This window comes from Thioflexithrix psekupsensis, assembly GCF_002149925.1.
Lineage (GTDB): Bacteria > Pseudomonadota > Gammaproteobacteria > Beggiatoales > Beggiatoaceae > Thioflexithrix > Thioflexithrix psekupsensis.
The window spans coordinates 86,896-107,191 of the sequence record NZ_MSLT01000024.1 but is presented as its reverse complement, the minus strand read 5'-3'; the positions used below and the strand labels follow the sequence as shown (position 1 = coordinate 107,191).

Genomic DNA, 20,296 nt, shown 5'->3' with positions numbered 1-20,296 from the left:
TCTCTACTGGAAATAATACAATGACACATCTCACGAATGCCAACGATTTAACCCATACTGCTTATCTCCCAGAATTAACCCCTTCTTTTATACGACAAATTGAAGGCGCGCTATTCAATGAAAATCACATTCGTGAGGCATTTGCAGTACAAATAACCCCAACAACGTCCGAACTTCCGCATTTACGTCTCGCCCTCGTCAGTACACAAAGCCCACTCGATACCCAACGCCTCCGCACCCAACTTCAGACGCGACTTACTGCATTTTTTCCAGAATTATCAATAGATTGGGAAAATTTTTGGCAACGGGTACATTTTTTACCCGTCACCGCATTGCCGCGCACGGCACAAGGTGATGTGGATACAGAAGCCTTAAAACAACTGCCTTATTTAGAAGACGAGGACTTATGCCAGCAATGGACACACGCCTTGCGTCCGCTGGCCGCGCCTGAACCCTTGACCGTTGTCGCACATGAACAGGTGAAACAGCAGGCACGGTGGCATTTAAGCGATGTGTTAGATGAGGATCGAACGCCGCACCATTCCATTGTTATCTCGCCCCAACTCGCTCAACGTACTTCGCAAGAAGCACAAAGTGAACACGCTTTGTCGTATTTAGAAGGGGTAAACATTCCTTTACCTGCGGATCGTCCGCTGACTTTGCCGCAAGTTTTAAAATACACCGCACAACAATCGTATGCGCAAGGCGTGCGTTATTTGCACCTTGATGGGCGAGAAGAATGGCAAAGTTATGCCGAACTCGCGGAGCGGGCGGCGATGGTCTTGGCGCGATTACGTGAGCAGGGTTGTCAGACTGGCGACAAAATTATCTTACAATTGGATCACAATGCGGATTTCATTCCGATATTTTGGGGCTGTTTAGCGGGGGGATTTATTCCCGTTCCCACGCACGTGCCACCGTTATACGAAGCGGACAGTGCGCCCGTGCAACTGTTAGGCAACATTTGGCAACGGCTGGCGCGGCCGCTTATTGTGACACGTCGTGGATTACTCAATGACTTACAAAAATTAACCATTTTCGACACGCCGCCCCGTATTTTAAGCGTAGAAGACCTGACACAAGGCGATCCCGATCACCATTGGCATCACGCTGATCCGCATGATGTGGCCATTCTTTTGTTTACATCAGGATCAACAGGACAACCCAAAGGCGTGATGTTGACCCATTCGACTTTGATCAATAACGTGGCCAGCTCTGCCGCGCACAATCGTTTTACCGCAGAAGAGATCAGTTTAAACTGGTTACATTTGGATCACGTGGGCAGTTTGGTGCGTTGTTGTATTCGAGATGTGTATGTGGGCAGCCAACAAATTCACGCGCCCACCGAATTATTTTTGCATAACCCTTTGATTTGGTTAGACTGGATTGATCGTTATCGTGTCACTTATGCGTGGGCTCCGAATTTTGCGCTCGGTTTAATCAACGAACGCGCCGAAGCGATTAAGCGCGGTCATTGGGATTTGCGTTGTGTCAAGTCGTTATTGAGTGTAGCCGAGCCGATTGTACCACAAACCGCCCAAGCTTTTGCGCGTTTACTGAGCCAACACGGCTTCAATCCCAAAGTGATGCAAGCCGCTTGGGGTATGTCAGAAACGGGGGCGGCTGTCGTATTTTCTCATGATTACCTACAACGTTTGGCTTCTCCCGATACGCCTTATGTCGAAGTGGGACAGCCCGTGCCGAATTTTGCATTACGTTTACTGGATCAAGAAGGGCATGTTGTACCACAAGGTACAATAGGGCTATTACAAATTAAAGGGCCAATGATCACCGTAGGTTACTACGAAAACCCAGAATTAACCGCCCAAGTGCTGGCACAAGATGGCTGGTTTGATACAGGTGATTTGGGTGTGGTACATCAAGGGCGACTGACCATCACCGGCCGCCAAAAAGAAATGATTATTATCAATGGCTTAAACCATTATAGCCATGAGATTGAAGCCATTGTAGAAACCGTCGAAGGCGTAGAAGCCAGTTTTACCGTTGCCTGCGCGATTCGTCGCCAAGAAAGCAATACCGATGATTTACTGATTTTTTTCCACACCCGCCACCACGGTGAAACACAAGCCGATGTTATCCGTCGTATTCAAGGGCAATTGGTGCGCAAATTAGGCGTGATGCCCGCTTATGTGTTACCTGTGGCTAAAAGCGATATTCCAAAAAGTTCTATTGGCAAATTACAACGCAATCCATTAAAACAACGCTTTGAAAATGGCGAATTTAATGCCTTAGTGAAACAAGTTGACTTATGGTTAGCCAATGAACAGACTTTGCCCGCGTGGTTTTATCGGCTGAATTGGCAGGCGTATCAATTGCCATCGGCGCAAAAAATTGAACCCATCGCCGCAGAGAAAACGCTTTATTTATGCTTTAATGACGAGTGCGGTTTAGCGCAATCTTTTATTAAAACTTGTGATAATAATGCGCTAATCATTCAAGTAGAAAAAGGTGAATCTTTTCAAATTCTCGCCGAGAATTATTACCGTATTAATCCCGATAATGTCGCGGATTATCACCAGTTATTTGCCCACATTCCCTCATCAATCCTGCACACGTATTGGCTCCACGGTTGGCAATACACAGAACAAGCTCCCGTCATTCAAAACAGCGACGATTGGCACAAGGTGCAAGCACTGGGCTTGAATAGCTTACTACATGGCGTAAAACAATGGTTAGCGCAGAATCCCGATTCTGATCAAACTTTACAACTGATTTGTTATAGCAGTTACAGCGAATCCGTGCTACCTGATGATCTGTTATCTGCCCCGCAACGCGGCATGTTGGATGCGTGGCTAAAAACGGTCAACCATGAACAACCGAGAATCCAAGCGCGGCATCTCGATTTGTTACCTGCTGATTTAACAGGAAATTTACACGCCTTACAACAAGAAATTCAACACCACAGCCTTGATGTACGACTGGTGTGGCGTAAGGGAATCCGTTATGTGTCTCGTTTGCAAGCGGTTGATTTAAATCAGGAAACCAAGAAAACCATGCCATTGGTCTCTGGTGGTTTTTACCTGATCAGCGGCGGTTTGGGCGATATTGGCGTGGCTTTGGCGCGCTTATTATTAATGGATTACAAAGCACGATTACTCTTAATCGGGCGCACCGCATTACCACCGCGAGCGGAATGGCAAGGGATTATTGAACAAAATCAACCCGTTGGAAAAAAACTGGCCTTATTACAAGACTTGGAAGCGTTGGCCGGAGAAATTCGTTATTTAGCCGCAGACATCACGGATTTTGAAAAATTAAACCATACTATCAATGACTTAGAACAACACTGGCAAACGCCACTGGCAGGCGTGATTCATTTGGCGCGTGTCACACATCAAGCCTTGATCACGGAGGAAACGTCTGACACTTTAGCCGCGATGCTACGCCCCAAAGTACAAGGCACATGGGTGTTAGATCAGTTATTACAAACGCGGCCAGAGGCTATTTTTATTCATTTTTCCTCTGTTTCCAGCGTCTTAGGCACGTACAACATGGGTGCGTATGCGGCGGCGAATGGCTTTTTAGACCATTTCGCCCAATATCAACGCCAAAAAAATCGCAAAAGTTATTGTTTTGGTTGGAGTATTTGGGAAGAAGTCGGGCAGGATCGCGCTTATCAATTGCGGGAAGTGTCGCGTGCGCGAGGCTATCACACATTAAGTACGACGCAAGGCTTGACTTCTTTGCGCATCGGTTTGTTACACGATCAGCCCTATTTAACGGTGGGTTTAGACGGTTATAACGCTTGGTTACGGCAACATGTACAACATCCTGCTGAATCTGTACTGCATTTGACCGCGGCTGTATCGGGACAAGTCAAATTATCCGCCTTGCGACAATATGCCGCTAAGTTAATGATTCCAGACCCATTTGGACAAAATACTTCCTGTGATATTCGTCATTTTGAGCGTTTGCCCTTATTAGAACCCGATCAGCACATTGATCGCGCCCAATTAAGCCGTTGGTTAAGTCAATCGCAACGCGGACAAAAAATGTACGCCCGCGATGAATTAGAACAACAAATTGCGCAAATTTGGGAAACTATTTTAGACACTTATGGCTTAGGCATTCATGATAACTTTTTTGAATTGGGTGGCCATTCTTTATTAGCCACACAAATCATGTTCCGTTTGCACAAAACCTTGGGCATTAACTTGCCGCAACGGGTGTTATTTGAAAATCCAACCATTGCCAAATTAGCCGAAAAATGCCGCACATTAAACAATGACACCGCACGACAACTTATTGAGAAACGCGAACAAGCTATTGATAAAATTCCACTTTCTTTTGCCCAACAACGCTTATGGTTTTTGGAACAATTAGAAGGACAAACCGCCGCTTATAACATTCATGTGTTATTAGATATTCACGGCCATTTAGACCGTTATGATTTACAAAGCAGCTTAAATACTTTATTGCAACGCCATGCGATTTTACGCACCGCATTTCGCACCGATGCCGAACAAATGCCTTATCAATTTATTGATCCGCATTGTCGTCAATGTTCTTTTGATTATAGTGATTTGCGATTAGAAAAAAATGTGGATTCTATTTTAGACACATTAAAGCATCAAGCGGCTGAACATTTATTTCATTTAAATGCGCCCCCGTTATTATATTTACATTGGGTGCAATTGGCGGATGAACGGCATCAATTATTGTTGACCATGCACCATATTATTTCTGATGGCTGGTCAATTCGTTTATTGTGTCATGAATTGTTTCAATGTTATGGCGCGTTGCGTCAAGGGAAAGCCATTGATTTACCTGAATTAACTATTGATTATGCCGATTATACTTTATGGCAGCGGGCTTATTTGCAAGGCGAAGTTTTAGATCAAAAATTAGCTTATTGGCAGCGGCAATTGGCTAATGCGCCTATTTTATCTACCCTACCCACAGATCGCCCACGCCCTGCGATTCAAACTTATCACGGGACAGAAGAACAACTTGTTTTACCTAAAACCTTGAGCAATGCGCTACAACAAAGCAGTCGTCAAGCGGGTGTCACTTTGTTTATGACGCTGTTTAGTGCGTTTCAAGTATTGTTATACCGTTATAGCGGACAAAGTGATTTGGTCATCGGGATGCCGTCGGCTGGGCGTTCACACCCGCAATTGGAAAAATTGGTCGGCTTTTTTATTGACACTATTGCACTACGTACGCCGCTGGACAGTATTGTGCCAGATTGTAGCGCGGATCAGTTGACTTTTACTCAAGTTTTACAAAAAGTACAACAATTAGCCATCGAAGCCTATAACCATGAGGAAGTGCCTTTTGAGAAAATCGTCGAAGTGTTGCAACCTCAACGGAATTTAAGCTATACGCCCATTTTTCAAATTTGGTTTAATATGTTGAATTTGGAAGCGGCACATTTTGACAGTGCCGATGTGCAAATTGAATACATTCCCACCGCTAATACTTTGTCTAAATTCGACATTACTTTATATGTCAAAGAAACGGTTAATGGGATTGAATTGCGATTGGTTTATAATCCTGATTTGTACGAAGCCACTCGTATTGTCGAATTCTTGCAACAGTATCACCATTTATTGACGCAAGTGGTGGCTCATCCAGAAGCGCGTTTACATGAATACAGTTTGCGCACGCCACACGCCCGTTTACCTGACCCGCGAATGCCGTTGCCATGCGTGTATTTGCCCACGGTGTTGGATCAATTGGCGACGCAAGCCGCGCAATCTCCAGCACATTTTGCTTTAGTGGGCTTAGGCGAAACGTGGGATTATCGCACCTTGTGGGGCAATGTTTGCCGTCTCGCTGCGGCTTTGCGGCAGGCAGGCGTGGCACAAAATGAGGTGGTTGCAGTTTACGGGGATCGCAGTCCGTGGTTTGTCGCCGCGCTGTTGGGAATTTGGCATTGTGGCGCAGCTTTTACCATTTTAAATCCCCATTATCCACCACAACGCTTGGCACAATTCGCTAAAACCGCACGAATTCATTCGCTGCTTCTTTTAACGCCAGATTGTCCCGTTGAATTAAAAAACTTATCCGTTTCTATTTATCAATTACCCGATTTATTAAACGCCTCTATTAGCATCACAGAAAACGATTTATTAGCGATTTCGCCTAAAGCCAAAGCGCATGATGTGGCTTATGTCGCTTTTACCACGGGATCGACGGGAGAACCTAAAGCCATTTTAGGCGCGCATTATCCGTTATCGCATTTCTTTGATTGGTATGTGAAAAGTTTTGGTTTTAATGCCGATGATCGATTTAGTTTAATATCGGGATTGGCACATGATCCCTTATTGCGCGATATGTTTACGGCTTATTATTGTGGGGCTTGTGTTTATATTCCATATCCTGATGAATTAGCGCAATTAGAACCGTTGGCAAATTGGATTCATTCTCATCACATTACGGTCAGTCATTTAACGCCTGCTATGGCTGATGTATTGAGTTTGACCGCAACAACGCCTTTAATCTCTTTAAAACACGTGGTTTTTGGCGGGGATCGTTTGAGTCGTCATGCGCTCAATCAATTTCGTCAAATCGCGCCGAATGCGCAGTGTTTTAACGGTTATGGTGCAACGGAAACGCCGCAATTAATGAGCCTTTATCATTTAGATAATGCAGAGTATGAAAACGCGCCTTTGGGTTATGGTATTGATGGCGTGCAATTATTAATTTTAACAGCGAATGGACAATTAGCAGGCGTGGGAGAACGCGGGGAAATTTATATTCGTTCGCCCTATTTAAGTCTGGGTTATTTAGACGAAGAGCAAACGGCGCAACGTTTCTTATTGAATCCATTTCGCAGTGAGGAAAAAACGCGAGAAGATCGCCTTTATCGCACCGGTGATGCGGGTTATTATCTCGCGGATGGCCGTGTGCTGTTTTTAGGGCGTATTGACAATCAAGTTAAAATTCGTGGTTTTCGGGTGGAATTGGGCGAAATTGAAAGCCGTTTGCGCATGCGCAATGATATTGAAGAAATCGTGGTGGATTATCGCTTAATTCAAGGCAGTGAAGAGCGGCAATTAGTCGCTTATCTCGTGCCGCAATCAGGACAGTCGTTAGATGAGGCGGAATTAACGCGACAATTACGCTTGCAATTACCTGATTATATGATTCCTGTGGCTTATGTTTCTTTAGCGCGTTTGCCCTTAAATGCCAATGGAAAAGTAAACCGTGCTGCTTTACCCGATCCCGTGTTATCCCTTGTTAAATCAGAAGTTGTTGCGCCGCGCACGTTGTTAGAAAAACAATTGGCGGCCGCGTGGTCTAAAGTGTTAAATCGAGATGCAATTGGCGTTCATGATAACTTTTTTGATTTGGGTGGACATTCCATGTTGGCATTGCGCTTAATGTCGCATATTGAAAAGCAAACAGGACAAAAAGCCTCACTCAGTTTATTATTTCAAACGCCAACTATTGCAGGATTAGCCGCAGCAATGGGTGGAGAATCTAAACAGGAATTAACCGCAATTCAAGCGGTGCAAACGTCGGGTAAGAATCCCCCGTTATTTTTTCTCAGTGCGCCGCATTATGCGCGGGCTTTGTCTAATGCAATGGGCAGTGAACAACCGTTTTATGGTTTAAATATTTTTGCCTTTCAAGATATGCCTGAAGATGAATTAACCATGCAGGTCGTTGCCCAGCGTTTTGTCAAAGAAATGAAGCAAATTCAAGCCACAGGGCCTTATTTTATTGGGGCATATTGTGGCGATGCGCGCATTGCGATGGCGGTGGTGCATCATTTGAGCGAATTGGGAGAGCCGATTGCGTTTTTTGGCGTGATTGATTTCTTTAAATGGCGACAACGGCGTTGGGCGCGACATGCGGCGAATGTGAAACGTTTTGGCCTGTTACGCTATGGGCTGCATAAATTACGCACGCGCTTTAATTTTAGCCTGATTATGAAGCGTTTATTAATTAAACTCTCTCAGCGATTCATGGGGAAAAATAAAGCAGAACAAAAATTGCCGCAAGAATTAAAAATTATCGCGTTTATTCGACGTTTTGAAGCGGCACGTTCAGCTTATCGCATTACGCCTTATCCGGGACAAATCACTTTCTTTTTGTCAGAAGAAATTTTACCCGAACACGCACCAGATTACGCCGCATTAGGAGAAAAAGGCAGCGAAGTGTGTTTAATTTCAGGTTTTCATTTGAGTTTATTTGAGCAACCGCATTTAGACGAATTAGCCCAAGCGATGATGCGAGAAATGGAGCGGAGAGGGGATAGAAACTAAGAGCAACGCATTAAAAAGTAACATCGCTTTTTGTTTGTCTCGTTCCCACCAGTTTGTGGGAACGCCGCGACGACGTGCCACGTCGAGTCTCAGTAAAGTATCATCCATTTTACCTAACAAATAACCAAGTATACCAAAATTAAGCCATTTATAAAATTTTTCTGTCTGAATCAGAATTTACAGAATTTTAGGATTTTCAGAATTAAGAAATAAAAAACTGACTTAAAATAAACGACTTGCAAGAATCAACATTATTTTCGTTAGAGTGGACTACCAAAAAGATGACAGAGAGTTATGCAGTGAGTTCTGAACCCAAATACACTTCAATGACTTTAGGATTATTTTGAATTTCATCCATTTTCCCCTCTGCCAACACACTGCCTTCATGTAGCACTGTAACGGTGCGCGCGATTGAGCGCACAAAAACCATGTCGTGTTCTACAACTACAACTGAGTGTTTTTCAGCCAGCGACAACAATAACTCCGCAGTCCGTTCAATTTCCTGTTGCGTCATGCCAGCAACGGGTTCATCCACTAATAATAAATAAGGATTTTGCACCAACAACATACCGATTTCTAACCATTGTTTTTGTCCATGCGATAACAGTCCTGCTCGCAAGTACACTTGGTCGGTTAAACCAATAATTTTTAATACCTCATCAATACGATCCCGTTGTTCTGCATTAAGGCGAGCAAATAAAGTGGCAAAAGTGGTTTTATTCGCTTGCAAAGCCAACTCTAAATTTTCTAATACCGTGTGATTTTCAAATACCGTAGGTTTTTGAAATTTGCGCCCAATTCCCGCAGCAGCAATTTCTGACTCATTATACTTTGTTAAATCAATGCGTTGCCCGAAAAAAACCGATCCTGTATCTGGTCGTGTTTTCCCTGTGATGACATCCATCATCGTCGTTTTACCCGCACCATTTGCCCCAATAATGCAGCGCAATTCTCCGCTATTCACATATAAATTTAAATTATTTAACGCCTTAAATCCGTCAAAACTAACAGTGACATTTTCCAAATATAAAACAATTCCGTGGGATAAATCTAATTCACGAGATTGCAACGGAGGCAACATAAAATCAAATACCTGATCTCGTCGCCAAAATTCACGAGTACGCATTAACCAATGAGTCATTTTTATTTCCTGTTTTTAAAATGAATTAGCACCTATTTTAAGCGATTGCCTGAGCTAATCCAATCATTTTGACGCGCTCACCGTGGTCATTCGCATTACTTAAAATACGTTATTATGTATCCCAAATCAAGGAATCGCCACTTCTGTTAATAACGGATCAACAATAGATTGTCCCTCACGTAGTTCTAACGAACTGACCAGACGATGTGTCACCACACCGGGCAAAATAGTTTGTATGTCTTCTGGTAAAACATAATCACGTCCATGCAGCAAAGCCCACGCTTGGCCACTGTGCAACAAAGCCAAACCCGCCCGCGGAGAAAGCCCATAACGATAACGCGGTGATTCACGACTGTATGCCAATAAAGCCTGAATGTAATCTAAAGTGGCATCTGACACGTGAATTTGTGGCACGTTTTTTTGCAATGCCACAAATTCGTCTAAGGCAATCACAGGTTGTATTTTTTCAATTAAATCCCGCCGATCCTGTCCGCGCAATAAATCCCGCTCGGTGCGCGCATCGGGATAACCCAAAGCCAAGCACATCATAAAGCGATCTAATTGCGATTCAGGCAAAGGAAATGTACCAATTTGGTGCAATGGATTTTGCGTAGCTAATACAAAAAAAGGCGAAGGTAAGACATGACTAACACCATCCACCGTCACTTGATGTTCTTCCATCGCTTCTAATAACGCGCTTTGGGTTTTCGGTGTCGCACGATTCACTTCATCAGCGAGTACCATTTGCGCGAAAATCGGGCCAATGTGAAATTTAAATTCAGCCGAATTTTTATCAAAAATAGAAACCCCAATAATGTCCGCAGGCAATAAATCACTGGTAAATTGAATGCGTTGAAAACTCACGCCCATTGCTTTTGCCAGCGCATGAGCCAATGTGGTTTTTCCCACCCCCGGTAAGTCTTCAATTAATACATGACCTCGCGCTAATAAACAAGTCAACACCAAACGAATTTGTTGTTCTTTACCTAAAATAACGCTCGTTATTTGTTGAATTAATTTTTCTAAAATAGGATGTGTGCTATTCATTTAATGCGTCCATTTCGCCTGATTCTAAAGAAACCGAATCACGGATCGGTAAAGTAAAGAAAAAAGTACTGCCCTCGCCCGGTGTGCTGATCACGCCCACTTCACCGCCAAATCGTTCTACTATACGTTGTACAATAGATAGGCCTAAGCCATGACCTTCAATCCCTGATTGACCAATGCGCGTGAAGGGAGTAAACAATTTTTGCTGGGCGGCCATGTTTAATCCTTCACCATTGTCTTTCACCCAAAAATACGCTCGATTTTTGTCCGGCTGGGCTTCAGCTCCAATCTCAACGATGGGCGGCCGTCCACCATATTTAATGGCATTACTCATATAATTTGTCCAAATTTCCTCAACCCAAGGGGCAAATCCTTTACTTAATGGCCATTCATTGGGATAAATAATATGGGCGTGATATTCGGCAATCATTGGGGCTAAATGTTGCTGCACTCGACGCATAATGCTAGACATATTGAGCAAATTCATTTCAATATCGCGTCGGCGCGTACTGGCTAATAATAACAGCGCATCAATAATGTCAAAACTGCGCAAACTTTCTTGCTCAATCATCTTTAATAATTGCAAGGTTTGCCCATCAAATTGTTCTAAATAATCCTCAGAAAGTACGCCAATAAAATTAACAATACTGCTCAATGGATTTTTTAAATCATGCGCCACCGTATGGGCAAAGGCTTCTAATTCTTCATTTTGTTGTTGCAATTGTCGATTTTTTTGCAACAATACCCGTTGCAATTTTTGCAAGGTTAAATGCGTATTAATGCGCATTAATACTTCTTCGGGATGAAATGGCTTAGTGATATAATCCACCGCGCCTAATTCAAAACCTTTTATTTTATCTACCGTATCATTTAAAGCGGTCATGAAAATAACAGGAATATGGGCGGTTTTTTCATCGGCTTTTAAACGGCGACAGGTTTCAAAACCATCTAAAACAGGCATCATCACATCTAATAAAATCAAATCAGGCGGAGCTAATGCCACTTGTCGCAATGCGTCTTCTCCATCGCGGGCAATTCTTAATTTAAAATGGTAATGTTTTAAATAATCAAACAATAAACGCAAATTATTCGGCACATCATCCACAATGAGTAATGTGCCAGTTTGCACAACTTCAAGAGTACGCATAAATGAGTCCTTAAAAGCCAACGGCTGCGCCATCTTTGCGCGGTTCAGACCCCGCAAACAATACTCCAGTTTCTGGATCGCGGATAATGGCTTGTCCGCCGCCCAATTCCATACGTTGCCAACCATCTAAAATAGTCACACAATGCCCTCTTTTTTGTAATCCATCCACAATTTCTTGTGGCACACCAGCCTCTAAACGGATTACATTTGTCTCTAAATCAATCCCAAATCGTAGCGCATCTAAGGCCGCTTGTATGTCCATTTTTTCATCTAACAAGTGATTTAGCACTTGCAACTGTCCTTGTGGCTGTTGAAACGCGCCCATTACGCCAAAACTAAGGTAAAATTCCCCATTTTTCGTGGCCATTCCCGGAATAATGGTGTGATAAGGGCGTTTTTCTGGGGCTAAACAGCGTGGATGACCCTCAATTAAGTTAAATCCTGCGCCCCGATTTTGTAAGCTAATTCCTGTCTTTGGTACGACTAAACCACTGCCAAAACTTTGAAATGTACTATTAATTAATGAGCAAGCATGACCTTCGCTGTCCACTGCACTGACATAAATCGTATCACTCGACGGTGGAATAATGCCGTAGCTGACATTCTGTAGCGCGTGATCAGGATGGATCAAGGCAGCGCGATTTTTAGCATACGTTTTGTCTAACAAAGCAGCCACTGGCACGGGATCAGTGCGCGGATCAGTAATATAATGCAAACCATCGGCAAAAGCTAACCGCATGATTTCAATTAATAAATGATAACGCGCCGAAGTTTGCGCAGGAAAATCTTTTACATCAAATTGTTGTAATAAATTTAACGCAGAAAGTACAGTTAAACCTTGTCCATTCGGTGGACATTGCCATACTGTGGTACCGCGATAATCTATATTAAGCGGTGTTTCCCACGTGGCTTGATGTTGGCGCAGATCGTCAACTGTGAGCCAACCGCCATTTTTTTGTACATAATCAGCCACTTGTCTCGCTAATTCGCCTTCATAAAAAGCGGCCGCGCCCCCTTCATAGAGTTGGCGCAGGCTTTTGGCCAGTGTTGAAAGTACAACAACATCACCATAACGTGGCGCACGTCCGTTGTACAATAACTCCTGTCCTGATACCGAAGCGGTCAATTTACTTTCGGCTTCTTGCCACATGGTGGCGATTAATTCGGATACGGGAAAGCCTGTTTCGGCATACATTATCGCAGGTTGTAAGACCTCTTTAAAGCTCATGCGCCCATGACGACGCAATGCGGCTTCCCAGCCCGCGACTGTTCCCGGTACCGTGACAGAGCAGGCGACATCTGCACCTGACAAGGGCATTTTTTGGTAGCCTTTGCGTCGCATTGCTTCTGGATCGGCATGGGCAGGCGCACGGCCACTGCTATTTAGTGCATAGACTTGTTTAGTTTTTGCGTCCCAAATCAGACAAAACAAGTCCCCTCCCAAGCCTGTTGACATGGGTTCAACCACTGCCAACGTCGCGGCGGCGGCCACAGCCGCATCTACAGCATTTCCCCCTGCCATCAGCATTTGTAAGCCCGCTTGTGCTGCAAGTGGTTGGCTGGTCGCCACCGCTCCCCGCCGCGCCAATACCGCAGATCGACGAGATTGAAAATAGGACATGATTGGGTTTTCCTTTTTTGTGGCGAATTAGGTGATATGGAAATGAGGAAACGGCCATTGTTCAGTTTCAGGAATTTTGAGAATGAATAATAGCCTAATTCGGTATGAATGGAATAGTGCAAACGCTGCATTAAATCGCAGGTTTTAGTCAGTCGGGTTTTGCCTGATCGGGTTGTTGACATCGTATAAATACAGTGATAGCATACAAGAAGTATCCTGATAAGGATACGTGATTACTTGTTTAATATCAAGTTATTAGGGTAAAGAGTATCAGGTCAAACTTGCCTGATTTATCTTTAGTATCACAGAGTATCAGGGTGGAATGCTTGGTGCTGATAGGTTGCTGCAACCAAGGCTTAGAGTCGCCTTAGAAAGCTTTTCAAGGAACAAATCATGGAGTTTTTTGTTTTAGTTATCATTGGAATCGTTTGGTTTGCTTTATCACGGTACTCGCAGTACTTGAACGAAAAACGTCGGGAAGCACTACTTTTGAAGTATGGTAATGTAGAAATTGTCGATATGATTATGAAGAAAATGTTTTGGCAAGGTCAAACCACTGAACAGTTAATAGATTCCTTAGGTAAACCATTGGATATTGATAAAAAAGTCATGAAAACAAAGACAAAAGAAACATGGAAATACAATAAAACAGGTCGCGGAAGATATGCGCTCCGTATTATACTGGAAGATGGATATGTTGTTGGTTGGGACAATAAGACATAAAAACGGTACGGTGCGGTATCTAACTGAAAAATACTTTATCTTGTCTCCACAAGTTTGTAGGAATGCAGCCACGATGTGCCACATTAAGTTAATTCGTGACGCGGCGCATTTGGGCTGCATTCCTGTGTAGCATGTAGGAACGAGATAAAAGAGAGTTTAGTTTGGAATCTGTCCAGTAAAATTCTTGGTTAATTGAAGTCGGTAAAAAATACTGATACTGATAACCTGCTCTCCACTGTCCTGCAATAAAATCTTTAATATTCATCAACTTTTCCTGTATTTTTTTTGAAAGTAAAATATAAACTATCTTATTTTACTTTAAATCATAAAAGTAAAATAAGAGTCTCCGCTCCCTATTTCTCCGAACCTCCCCTTCACCTCCAAACTTTATAAGCCGTCATTATCGACTACTTTAACGGCGATTAAATGATGATCCAGACCTTAATTTGTATAAAAAATAATGCGACAGAGGGCGAAATTCAATTTATAATGGCGTAGTTTTTACTGAGGAATACATCATGAAAGTTATCTACACCGCATTTGGGCTTTTTGTGTTATTGGCAGTGGTGATTGTTGTCTATGGGACGCGAGAGCCGACGCATTCTGTCCTAAATTCTTCGCCAAATTCTCTTACGGCTGATTCATCGCCGGATCTTTCCTCTCAAGCAAACTCGCCTCAAGCTGAGACTGTCAGCAGTTCCGACCATTTTTCTCAACAATTGACCCATTGGCAAGATCAATTGATCAAAGCAGGTTGGACAAAACAAGCCGCCTCTGCTGTTTTGGCATTAAATCAAGAATGGTTTAGTTTGTTGTATTTGACTGAAAAAGGTTTTTTGGATGATCTATTGTTCCAGTTAAAATCTTTAAAAGTCTCTTCTGCGTTAATGTCTTTTCTGGAGAAAAATCCAGAAATGGCCGCCTTAATGATTAATCTGGATAGCGATCTGACAGAGTTTATCAAATTAGTGGATTATCATAAAGATTGTTATGCACATTTTACCAGTTTATTTATGTTTCACAGCAATAGACGAGATGCCACTGCATTGGCACAGGCCTTGTCGCGCAATTCAGATTTAATTTGTCGCTTACAAGAAAAGCATTTATTGCATTCGGAAACGCTATTTATTTTTCCTAGAGATAATCCTAGAGATAAAGAAGCCATTGTTATTTATGAAAAATGGTTAAGAGATGTGCTAGAAACGGCATTAAGAAGTGATGATTCTGATGAATTAATAAATCAGTATCAATTTTTGTTGCAAGAAGGGGCAAAGATTCGCACATTTTTGATTGAAGATGAATCATTTAGAGATAATTTTAGAGATTATTTCTGGCCGCGTTTATTGCGGGCTTCGGAAGAAACGGGGTTTTCATTGGTGTTATATGCCAGTGATGCTCATTTTTGGAAAGTCGCCACTATTCCAGAAGGGGAACAGTTTTTAAAAGCGTGGTTATGGTCTTTACAAGTCACTGGCTATACGCCCGCTGAATTATTGTTTAAAGAACATTATCCACCAGCGGTATTAAATCGCATTGAAAAAGCGTTATTAGAGAAAAATGAAATTTTATATCCACTGGTGAATTTGGGTAAAAATCCGTCGTTTAATCGCTTCTTAGAAAAAAACCTTGACTATTGTACAGAAACTTCTGCGATTCATAAGTTAAATAGCGATGAAAGTCGAGTGGATTCTCTTCTTAATGATTGGTTAAAAGAAAATGATCGTGACAGATTGAATGCTGAACTTTGTCGGCAGGATAGAGGCGGTACGTTCGCAACTGTGGTAAGAACTGCACAAGGTAGACATGTTTCTGGCGTGGAAGCCTTATTGGTAGCAACGGATGTAATCTTTACTGTTGTACCCATACCGGGTTCAGGGGTAGTTTCTAAAGCATTGTCTGCGGGCGTAAAACAAGTTGCAAAGACCCAAACTAAAAAAGCAATTAATAAACAAATGGGGAAACTCATGAAAAAAATGCCTTCAGTGGCTGGAAAAGCGGTTAAAGAAATTGATCTTTTTGAAGAGGGGGCAGATATTTTCCTTTCTGAAATTATGGAACGTTCTAAAGCTCAATTATCGCAAGGCATCCGTTTATCTCATTTTTCAGATATTATGAAAACTCAAATGAAACCCAATCCAGACATTAATGCCTCCCTTCCTCTCGCTGGAATTTTATCGACATCTTCTGATGCGTTTTTGCTGAATCAAGGGACATTTCAGATGATTGAAAAAGGTAAGGTAGATTTATTTATGCGCAAGGATGAAAAAGCAACGGTAAGTATTAATTCCTCATTTGCTAAAGCAGGTGCGCTGATTTTAGCCTGTTCTTTTTTAGCCTATTCTAATCCAGTCGTTGCAAATAGTGATTGTTATTCTCAACTTGAGCATCGGATTGATGACAAAGGTAGAGCCATCTTTACTCAATTGTCTGAACAAAGACAGCAGGCACTTGACTCCTCCAAAGCAGCCGATTTATTGGTTAAGAAAAATAATTCGGTTTGGTGGTTTACTAACAGTAAGGCGCATTTATTCTAAATCTTTTTTGGGATAGATGTCATTTTTATTATTTATGGTTAATTAAGGCATATTGTAATGGAAAAGACTAAGCGTAAAATTTACAAAATTGGCTTGTTTGGTTATTCAGGCTCAGGCAAAAGCTGCATTTTAACTGCATTGGGAATGCCGCGCCGTCCCAGTCCAAGCGGTCTAAGTGCGCTTTGGCTGCCTATGGGTGAATTGGATAACAGCGAGCATTCCAATCGCTTAAAAGCGGGCAAACAATGGTTGGAGGCGGCAATTACGCAGATCACTAAGGGAGAAGTTCCCCCGCCTACGGCAATTAGTGATCAATTTATTTTCGAGTATGAATTTGGCACGCCTGAAGGCCGCACTTTTCGTATTGATATTTTTGATTATTCGGGAGAGTTATTAAACACCCGCGTAGATGAAAGCCAAATCGCGCAAAATTTGCGTAAAATTTTCTCTGAATTGGACGGAATTTTGATTTTAGCAGAAGCCCCTAATCGGCAAGCTAATTCACGTGATAATGAACAAACTTATCACAACATTTATGGGCTATCCAGAGTATTTGCCCAAGTGCGCAGCCACAAGCAGGAGGGAGCTAATTTTGACATGCCCGTGGCGATGGTGGTCAATAAATGGGATCGCTGGTCTCCTGACTTTAAACCACTGCCCAGTTGTCCCGTGCCTTCTTTTCGATCTTCCAATCCTAATATTGACTTAACTCGTCCTGTTAAAATCCCTAAAAATCGCTTTAATTTTCCAGTGCAAAAAAAGTTATTGGATGAGTTTATTGGAGATCAGAAAAATCCTGCCCACAAGGGTTTATATGATACCCTTTGCAACGTGATGTCTCAGGGTAATTTTGAGCTTTTTCCTAATCAGTGCTTTTGGCAGCAGTCAAGTGGCAAGTACCGATAAAGACGGCCATCAAGTTGAATGTCCTCAAGTCCGCATTCCTTTGCAATCTTTTGGATTAGAAGAGCCATTTGTTTGGTTGGCACAGCGTTGTGATGAAGTTGATTTTGCGCGGTTTCAAGAAACTGCCAAAAAAGATGTTTTTTCGTGCATGGGAAAAAGCCAAGAATTGTTGCTTCGTTTTCCCCAAGAATCCCCTTATGCTCAAGAAATTATGCAGATCGGGAAAAATTGCCAGAAAAAACTCATGATTGGTTCTGTTGTTGGTTTTTTCTCTTTGGCCTTAGTGGGATTAATTGCCGAAAGCGTTTTAGACCATTTTCAATTGCGTCAACACTTGAGCAATCTTGAAAATCCAAAAATTGAGCAAACGGCACTCGATTCGGCTGAAATTTGGCTAGAGAATTATGTCAATTCACCGCGTTTTCGCCATAGCTTGTCTCGCCTAACTTTTGATCGGGAAAATGCCAAAGAAATGTTGCATAAATTGCGACGTGATCGTGAAGAGCAATTGTGGCAAACTATACCAAAATTATGTGAGATATAAAAACAAATTAAGTTCTAATATCTAGCTAGATATTAGGTATAAGATACTGTTTAATTTTATTAAACTTAAACACTTTACCTGACAAAAAGGTCTCAAACATACTAGTGACTTCTTTAAAGCTTGATAGACGATGAAAATTCTTTCTGACCCAATTCTTACCTTGAAGCCAAATATCCTCGACTGGATTTTGCTCTGGGGCATTGGGCGCAAATCTTAATAAACGAACTTTCCATTCTGATTCTGGAAGTCCCCCATTTAATTTCTCTAAATAAGTTCTTAAACCTTCAGAACGATGATAACTTGCACCATCCCAAATAATCACATGACGGGCTTCTTTATATCTGTAAATGAGCCAGTTAATAAAGTCTATCGTATATTTTGTATCAGCTTTCTTTGCCCTATCTAAAATAAATTCTCCCGTATAAATATTCACCGCTCCATACCACGTTTGAGAAGTGCGATAATTACTCATCTTTATTGACGTTCTTTCTCCTTTTTTCGACCAAACATAACCACAAATATCTCCCCACAACTGATGGCTTTCGTCTTGCATCCAGTACATTACCTCTCCACTTTCTATCTGTTCACGCTCCTTATCTATTAAATCCTTAATCTCTTTTTTTTTAGCTTCTACTTTTACCTCATCTTTTGCCGAATTCTCTTTGTGTGTCTTCTTATAACTTAAATTCGCTTCTTCTAATAATTTAGTATAAGAAGTATTTGAAGAATAGAAAACATCATACTCCTCTTTTAAGTATCTCTTTAGTTCCTCTATTGTTATTGTCTTCTTTTCTTGTATCCAATTAATCACATCTTCTCGTTCACGCGGCTTTAAATACCCTGGCGAGCCTTTATACGCTAACTTTAATCCTTCCACCCCTGACGCTAAATAAATGGCTTTCCATTTATCCACAAATTGCACACTGACACAACACGCTAAAGCCGCTTCCGCACGCACAAAACCAAGCAAAGACATTCTTACTGCCATCGCTCGCTTCACTTCTCTCGCTTCACCTGTTGACATTAACTCTTCTAAATCTTCATATCTCTTGTTCATTATTCTCTCCTATTTAAAAAGTATTATTATACGACTCTGAAAAAATTGGTATATTAAAGCCAGCGGTGAATTAGGCACACAAGTTAGCTTGGCAAGTGATTATTTGCAGCGTTATCCCAATGGTTCATACCGCATATCAGCGGAGGAGTTGGTTTTAACGGCAAAAATCAAGCAGCAAACCACAGACTATCGCAGCGCATTGTCCAGAATAAAGCAAGAAGCTACCACTTTCGCTAATGAAGCGGAGAAACTGAATCAATCACTTGCCGAATTAAACGACTTGTCAGGAAAGTTTCCATTGGTTTCTGATGCTGAATTGCGTGCGGAATTTGAAAAACTTAGAAATCAGATGTCAGAGCAGTATATGAAACTGGTTTCTCAGAAGAGTTTGCAAGAGTTTCTCGTCTCTTACAACAATGCAATGAATGGAGGCAATTTAACCGTTGCCGCACAGGTTTTGGGTCAACGCAAAGATGATACCGATGCTGAATTGGTGGCCTTGATTAAGGATTTTCCGCAACGTTCACTTTCTATTTTGAAAAACCAAGTCAATCAGGAACTTGCAAAGGATCAGTTCAACAATGCGAACAATATTTTGTCAGCTTATCAAAATATACCTGTTTCCTTGCGCCAAGGTACTGATGCAGAGTTAGAGAAACTCAAATTGGAAGTTGACAAGCGTCAAGATCAGCATCTTTATGAGAATGCCAAGCCCAATCCTACGCTCTCAAACTTAGATAGCTATTTGAAAGAAGCTCCACTCAAAGCGATGCAGCGTGAGGTTAATGCGTACAGAGAATATCTGTCTAAAATAGACCCTAATGCAGTCATTCCCAATTTGCAACTGCAAATTACTCGTATCGAATGGCAGGGAGCAAAAGAGGGAGATAACGTACTTGCGGTTAGAATGTACGGACAGGCAGAGGTCACAAAAGACGTTAGTTCCGAAAATAACGTGAATACTACTCTACCCATGCAGACTTTTAGCGCAGCCTCTAACAAAAAGTTAGAGATTTCAATAACAGTGACTTACAAAGGTTGGTTCTCAACACCAAATAATGGCAGTGCCACTTTTGAAACCACTCCAGTCGAATTAGCATCAGGCAAGAAAGTTGATCTTCGCAACACAGAAGGCACACTGACTGCTAGTGTCTATTTTGGACTCACTGGTTATCCTCAAGCTCCTGTTTTACCTGATTGGAAATATCAATAATCATGACAGCCTTTCATCTCATTGGTCAAACACCGCGGGCGGGTGAATTAAATCATCGTTTTATTGTTTCGCCGCAATGTCCCTTTTTGGAAGTTGATTTACAACGCAAATTAGCGCAAGCCAGTC

Annotated in this window: 12 protein-coding genes; 6 read left to right on the top strand and 6 right to left on the bottom strand. The window is 42.1% G+C overall.

Annotation, left to right across the window (positions count from 1 at the left end; all coding sequences use genetic code 11):
• Window positions 1-20: 20 nt before the first annotated feature.
• The gene (locus tag TPSD3_RS16925; RefSeq protein WP_086489733.1) at window positions 21-8,237 is read left to right on the top strand and encodes a non-ribosomal peptide synthetase; all 8,217 of its coding nucleotides are present in this window, start codon (window positions 21-23) and stop codon (window positions 8,235-8,237) included.
• A 292-nt stretch (window positions 8,238-8,529) separates the two neighbouring features.
• On the opposite strand, the gene urtD is transcribed toward TPSD3_RS16925, so the two are convergent.
• From urtD to ggt, 4 genes are all read right to left on the bottom strand, one after another.
• Window positions 8,530-9,378, bottom strand: a complete 849-nt coding sequence (gene urtD / locus TPSD3_RS16920) for an urea ABC transporter ATP-binding protein UrtD (RefSeq protein WP_086489732.1) — start codon at window positions 9,376-9,378, stop codon at window positions 8,530-8,532.
• Between the two features lie 126 nt (window positions 9,379-9,504).
• The gene (locus TPSD3_RS16915) at window positions 9,505-10,425 is read right to left on the bottom strand and encodes an AAA family ATPase (RefSeq protein WP_086489731.1); all 921 of its coding nucleotides are present in this window, start codon (window positions 10,423-10,425) and stop codon (window positions 9,505-9,507) included.
• Window positions 10,418-11,572: a sensor histidine kinase gene (locus TPSD3_RS16910; RefSeq protein ID WP_086489730.1), complete on the bottom strand. Its 1,155-nt coding sequence runs from the start codon at window positions 11,570-11,572 to the stop codon at window positions 10,418-10,420. The genes TPSD3_RS16915 and TPSD3_RS16910 overlap by 8 nt, the downstream gene beginning before the upstream one ends.
• 10 nt (window positions 11,573-11,582) lie before the next feature.
• On the bottom strand, window positions 11,583-13,193 hold the full coding sequence (gene ggt / locus TPSD3_RS16905; protein WP_086489729.1) for a gamma-glutamyltransferase: 1,611 nt from the start codon (window positions 13,191-13,193) through the stop codon (window positions 11,583-11,585).
• Window positions 13,194-13,586: 393 nt separating this feature from the next.
• On the opposite strand from ggt, the gene TPSD3_RS16900 reads away from it, so the two are divergent.
• A complete protein-coding gene (locus TPSD3_RS16900) occupies window positions 13,587-13,916 on the top strand; it encodes a DUF2845 domain-containing protein (protein WP_086489728.1) in 330 nt (109 codons plus the stop codon).
• An 88-nt stretch (window positions 13,917-14,004) separates the two neighbouring features.
• Here TPSD3_RS16900 and TPSD3_RS17700 read toward each other — a convergent pair whose 3' ends face one another.
• A complete protein-coding gene (locus TPSD3_RS17700) occupies window positions 14,005-14,181 on the bottom strand; it encodes a hypothetical protein (RefSeq protein WP_176329924.1) in 177 nt (58 codons plus the stop codon).
• Between the two features lie 253 nt (window positions 14,182-14,434).
• On the opposite strand from TPSD3_RS17700, the gene TPSD3_RS16895 reads away from it, so the two are divergent.
• Genes TPSD3_RS16895 through TPSD3_RS16885 form a run of 3 tightly spaced genes read left to right on the top strand, consistent with a single transcriptional unit; the run spans window position 14,435 to window position 17,900 of the window.
• Complete coding sequence (locus TPSD3_RS16895; protein WP_086489727.1) at window positions 14,435-16,450, top strand: hypothetical protein; 2,016 nt, start codon at window positions 14,435-14,437, stop codon at window positions 16,448-16,450.
• Between the two features lie 57 nt (window positions 16,451-16,507).
• Entirely contained in the window at window positions 16,508-17,356 is an 849-nt protein-coding gene (locus tag TPSD3_RS16890) for a TRAFAC clade GTPase domain-containing protein (protein ID WP_086489726.1), read from the top strand.
• On the top strand, window positions 17,340-17,900 hold the full coding sequence (locus TPSD3_RS16885; protein ID WP_086489725.1) for a hypothetical protein: 561 nt from the start codon (window positions 17,340-17,342) through the stop codon (window positions 17,898-17,900). The genes TPSD3_RS16890 and TPSD3_RS16885 overlap by 17 nt, the downstream gene beginning before the upstream one ends.
• A 25-nt stretch (window positions 17,901-17,925) precedes the next feature.
• On the opposite strand, the gene TPSD3_RS16880 is transcribed toward TPSD3_RS16885, so the two are convergent.
• A complete protein-coding gene (locus TPSD3_RS16880) occupies window positions 17,926-18,957 on the bottom strand; it encodes an IS630 family transposase (RefSeq protein ID WP_086486662.1) in 1,032 nt (343 codons plus the stop codon).
• Between the two features lie 88 nt (window positions 18,958-19,045).
• Between TPSD3_RS16880 and TPSD3_RS16875 the strand changes: the two genes are divergently transcribed.
• On the top strand, window positions 19,046-20,170 hold the full coding sequence (locus TPSD3_RS16875) for a hypothetical protein (protein WP_140048598.1): 1,125 nt from the start codon (window positions 19,046-19,048) through the stop codon (window positions 20,168-20,170).
• Window positions 20,171-20,296 lie beyond the last annotated feature (126 nt).

Excerpts from the sequence above, each read along its gene's own strand:
- urtD (WP_086489732.1), bottom strand. The coding sequence starts at position 9,378 with ATGACTCATTGGTTAATGCGTACTCGTGAATTTTGGCGACGAGATCAG.
- TPSD3_RS16910 (WP_086489730.1), bottom strand. The coding sequence starts at position 11,572 with ATGCGTACTCTTGAAGTTGTGCAAACTGGCACATTACTCATTGTGGAT.
- TPSD3_RS16880 (WP_086486662.1), bottom strand. The coding sequence starts at position 18,957 with ATGAACAAGAGATATGAAGATTTAGAAGAGTTAATGTCAACAGGTGAA.
- TPSD3_RS16900 (WP_086489728.1), top strand. The coding sequence starts at position 13,587 with ATGGAGTTTTTTGTTTTAGTTATCATTGGAATCGTTTGGTTTGCTTTA.
- TPSD3_RS16890 (WP_086489726.1), top strand. The coding sequence starts at position 16,508 with ATGGAAAAGACTAAGCGTAAAATTTACAAAATTGGCTTGTTTGGTTAT.
- TPSD3_RS16925 (WP_086489733.1), top strand. The coding sequence starts at position 21 with ATGACACATCTCACGAATGCCAACGATTTAACCCATACTGCTTATCTC.
- TPSD3_RS17700 (WP_176329924.1), bottom strand. The coding sequence starts at position 14,181 with ATGAATATTAAAGATTTTATTGCAGGACAGTGGAGAGCAGGTTATCAG.
- TPSD3_RS16915 (WP_086489731.1), bottom strand. The coding sequence starts at position 10,425 with ATGAATAGCACACATCCTATTTTAGAAAAATTAATTCAACAAATAACG.
- ggt (WP_086489729.1), bottom strand. The coding sequence starts at position 13,193 with ATGTCCTATTTTCAATCTCGTCGATCTGCGGTATTGGCGCGGCGGGGA.
- TPSD3_RS16895 (WP_086489727.1), top strand. The coding sequence starts at position 14,435 with ATGAAAGTTATCTACACCGCATTTGGGCTTTTTGTGTTATTGGCAGTG.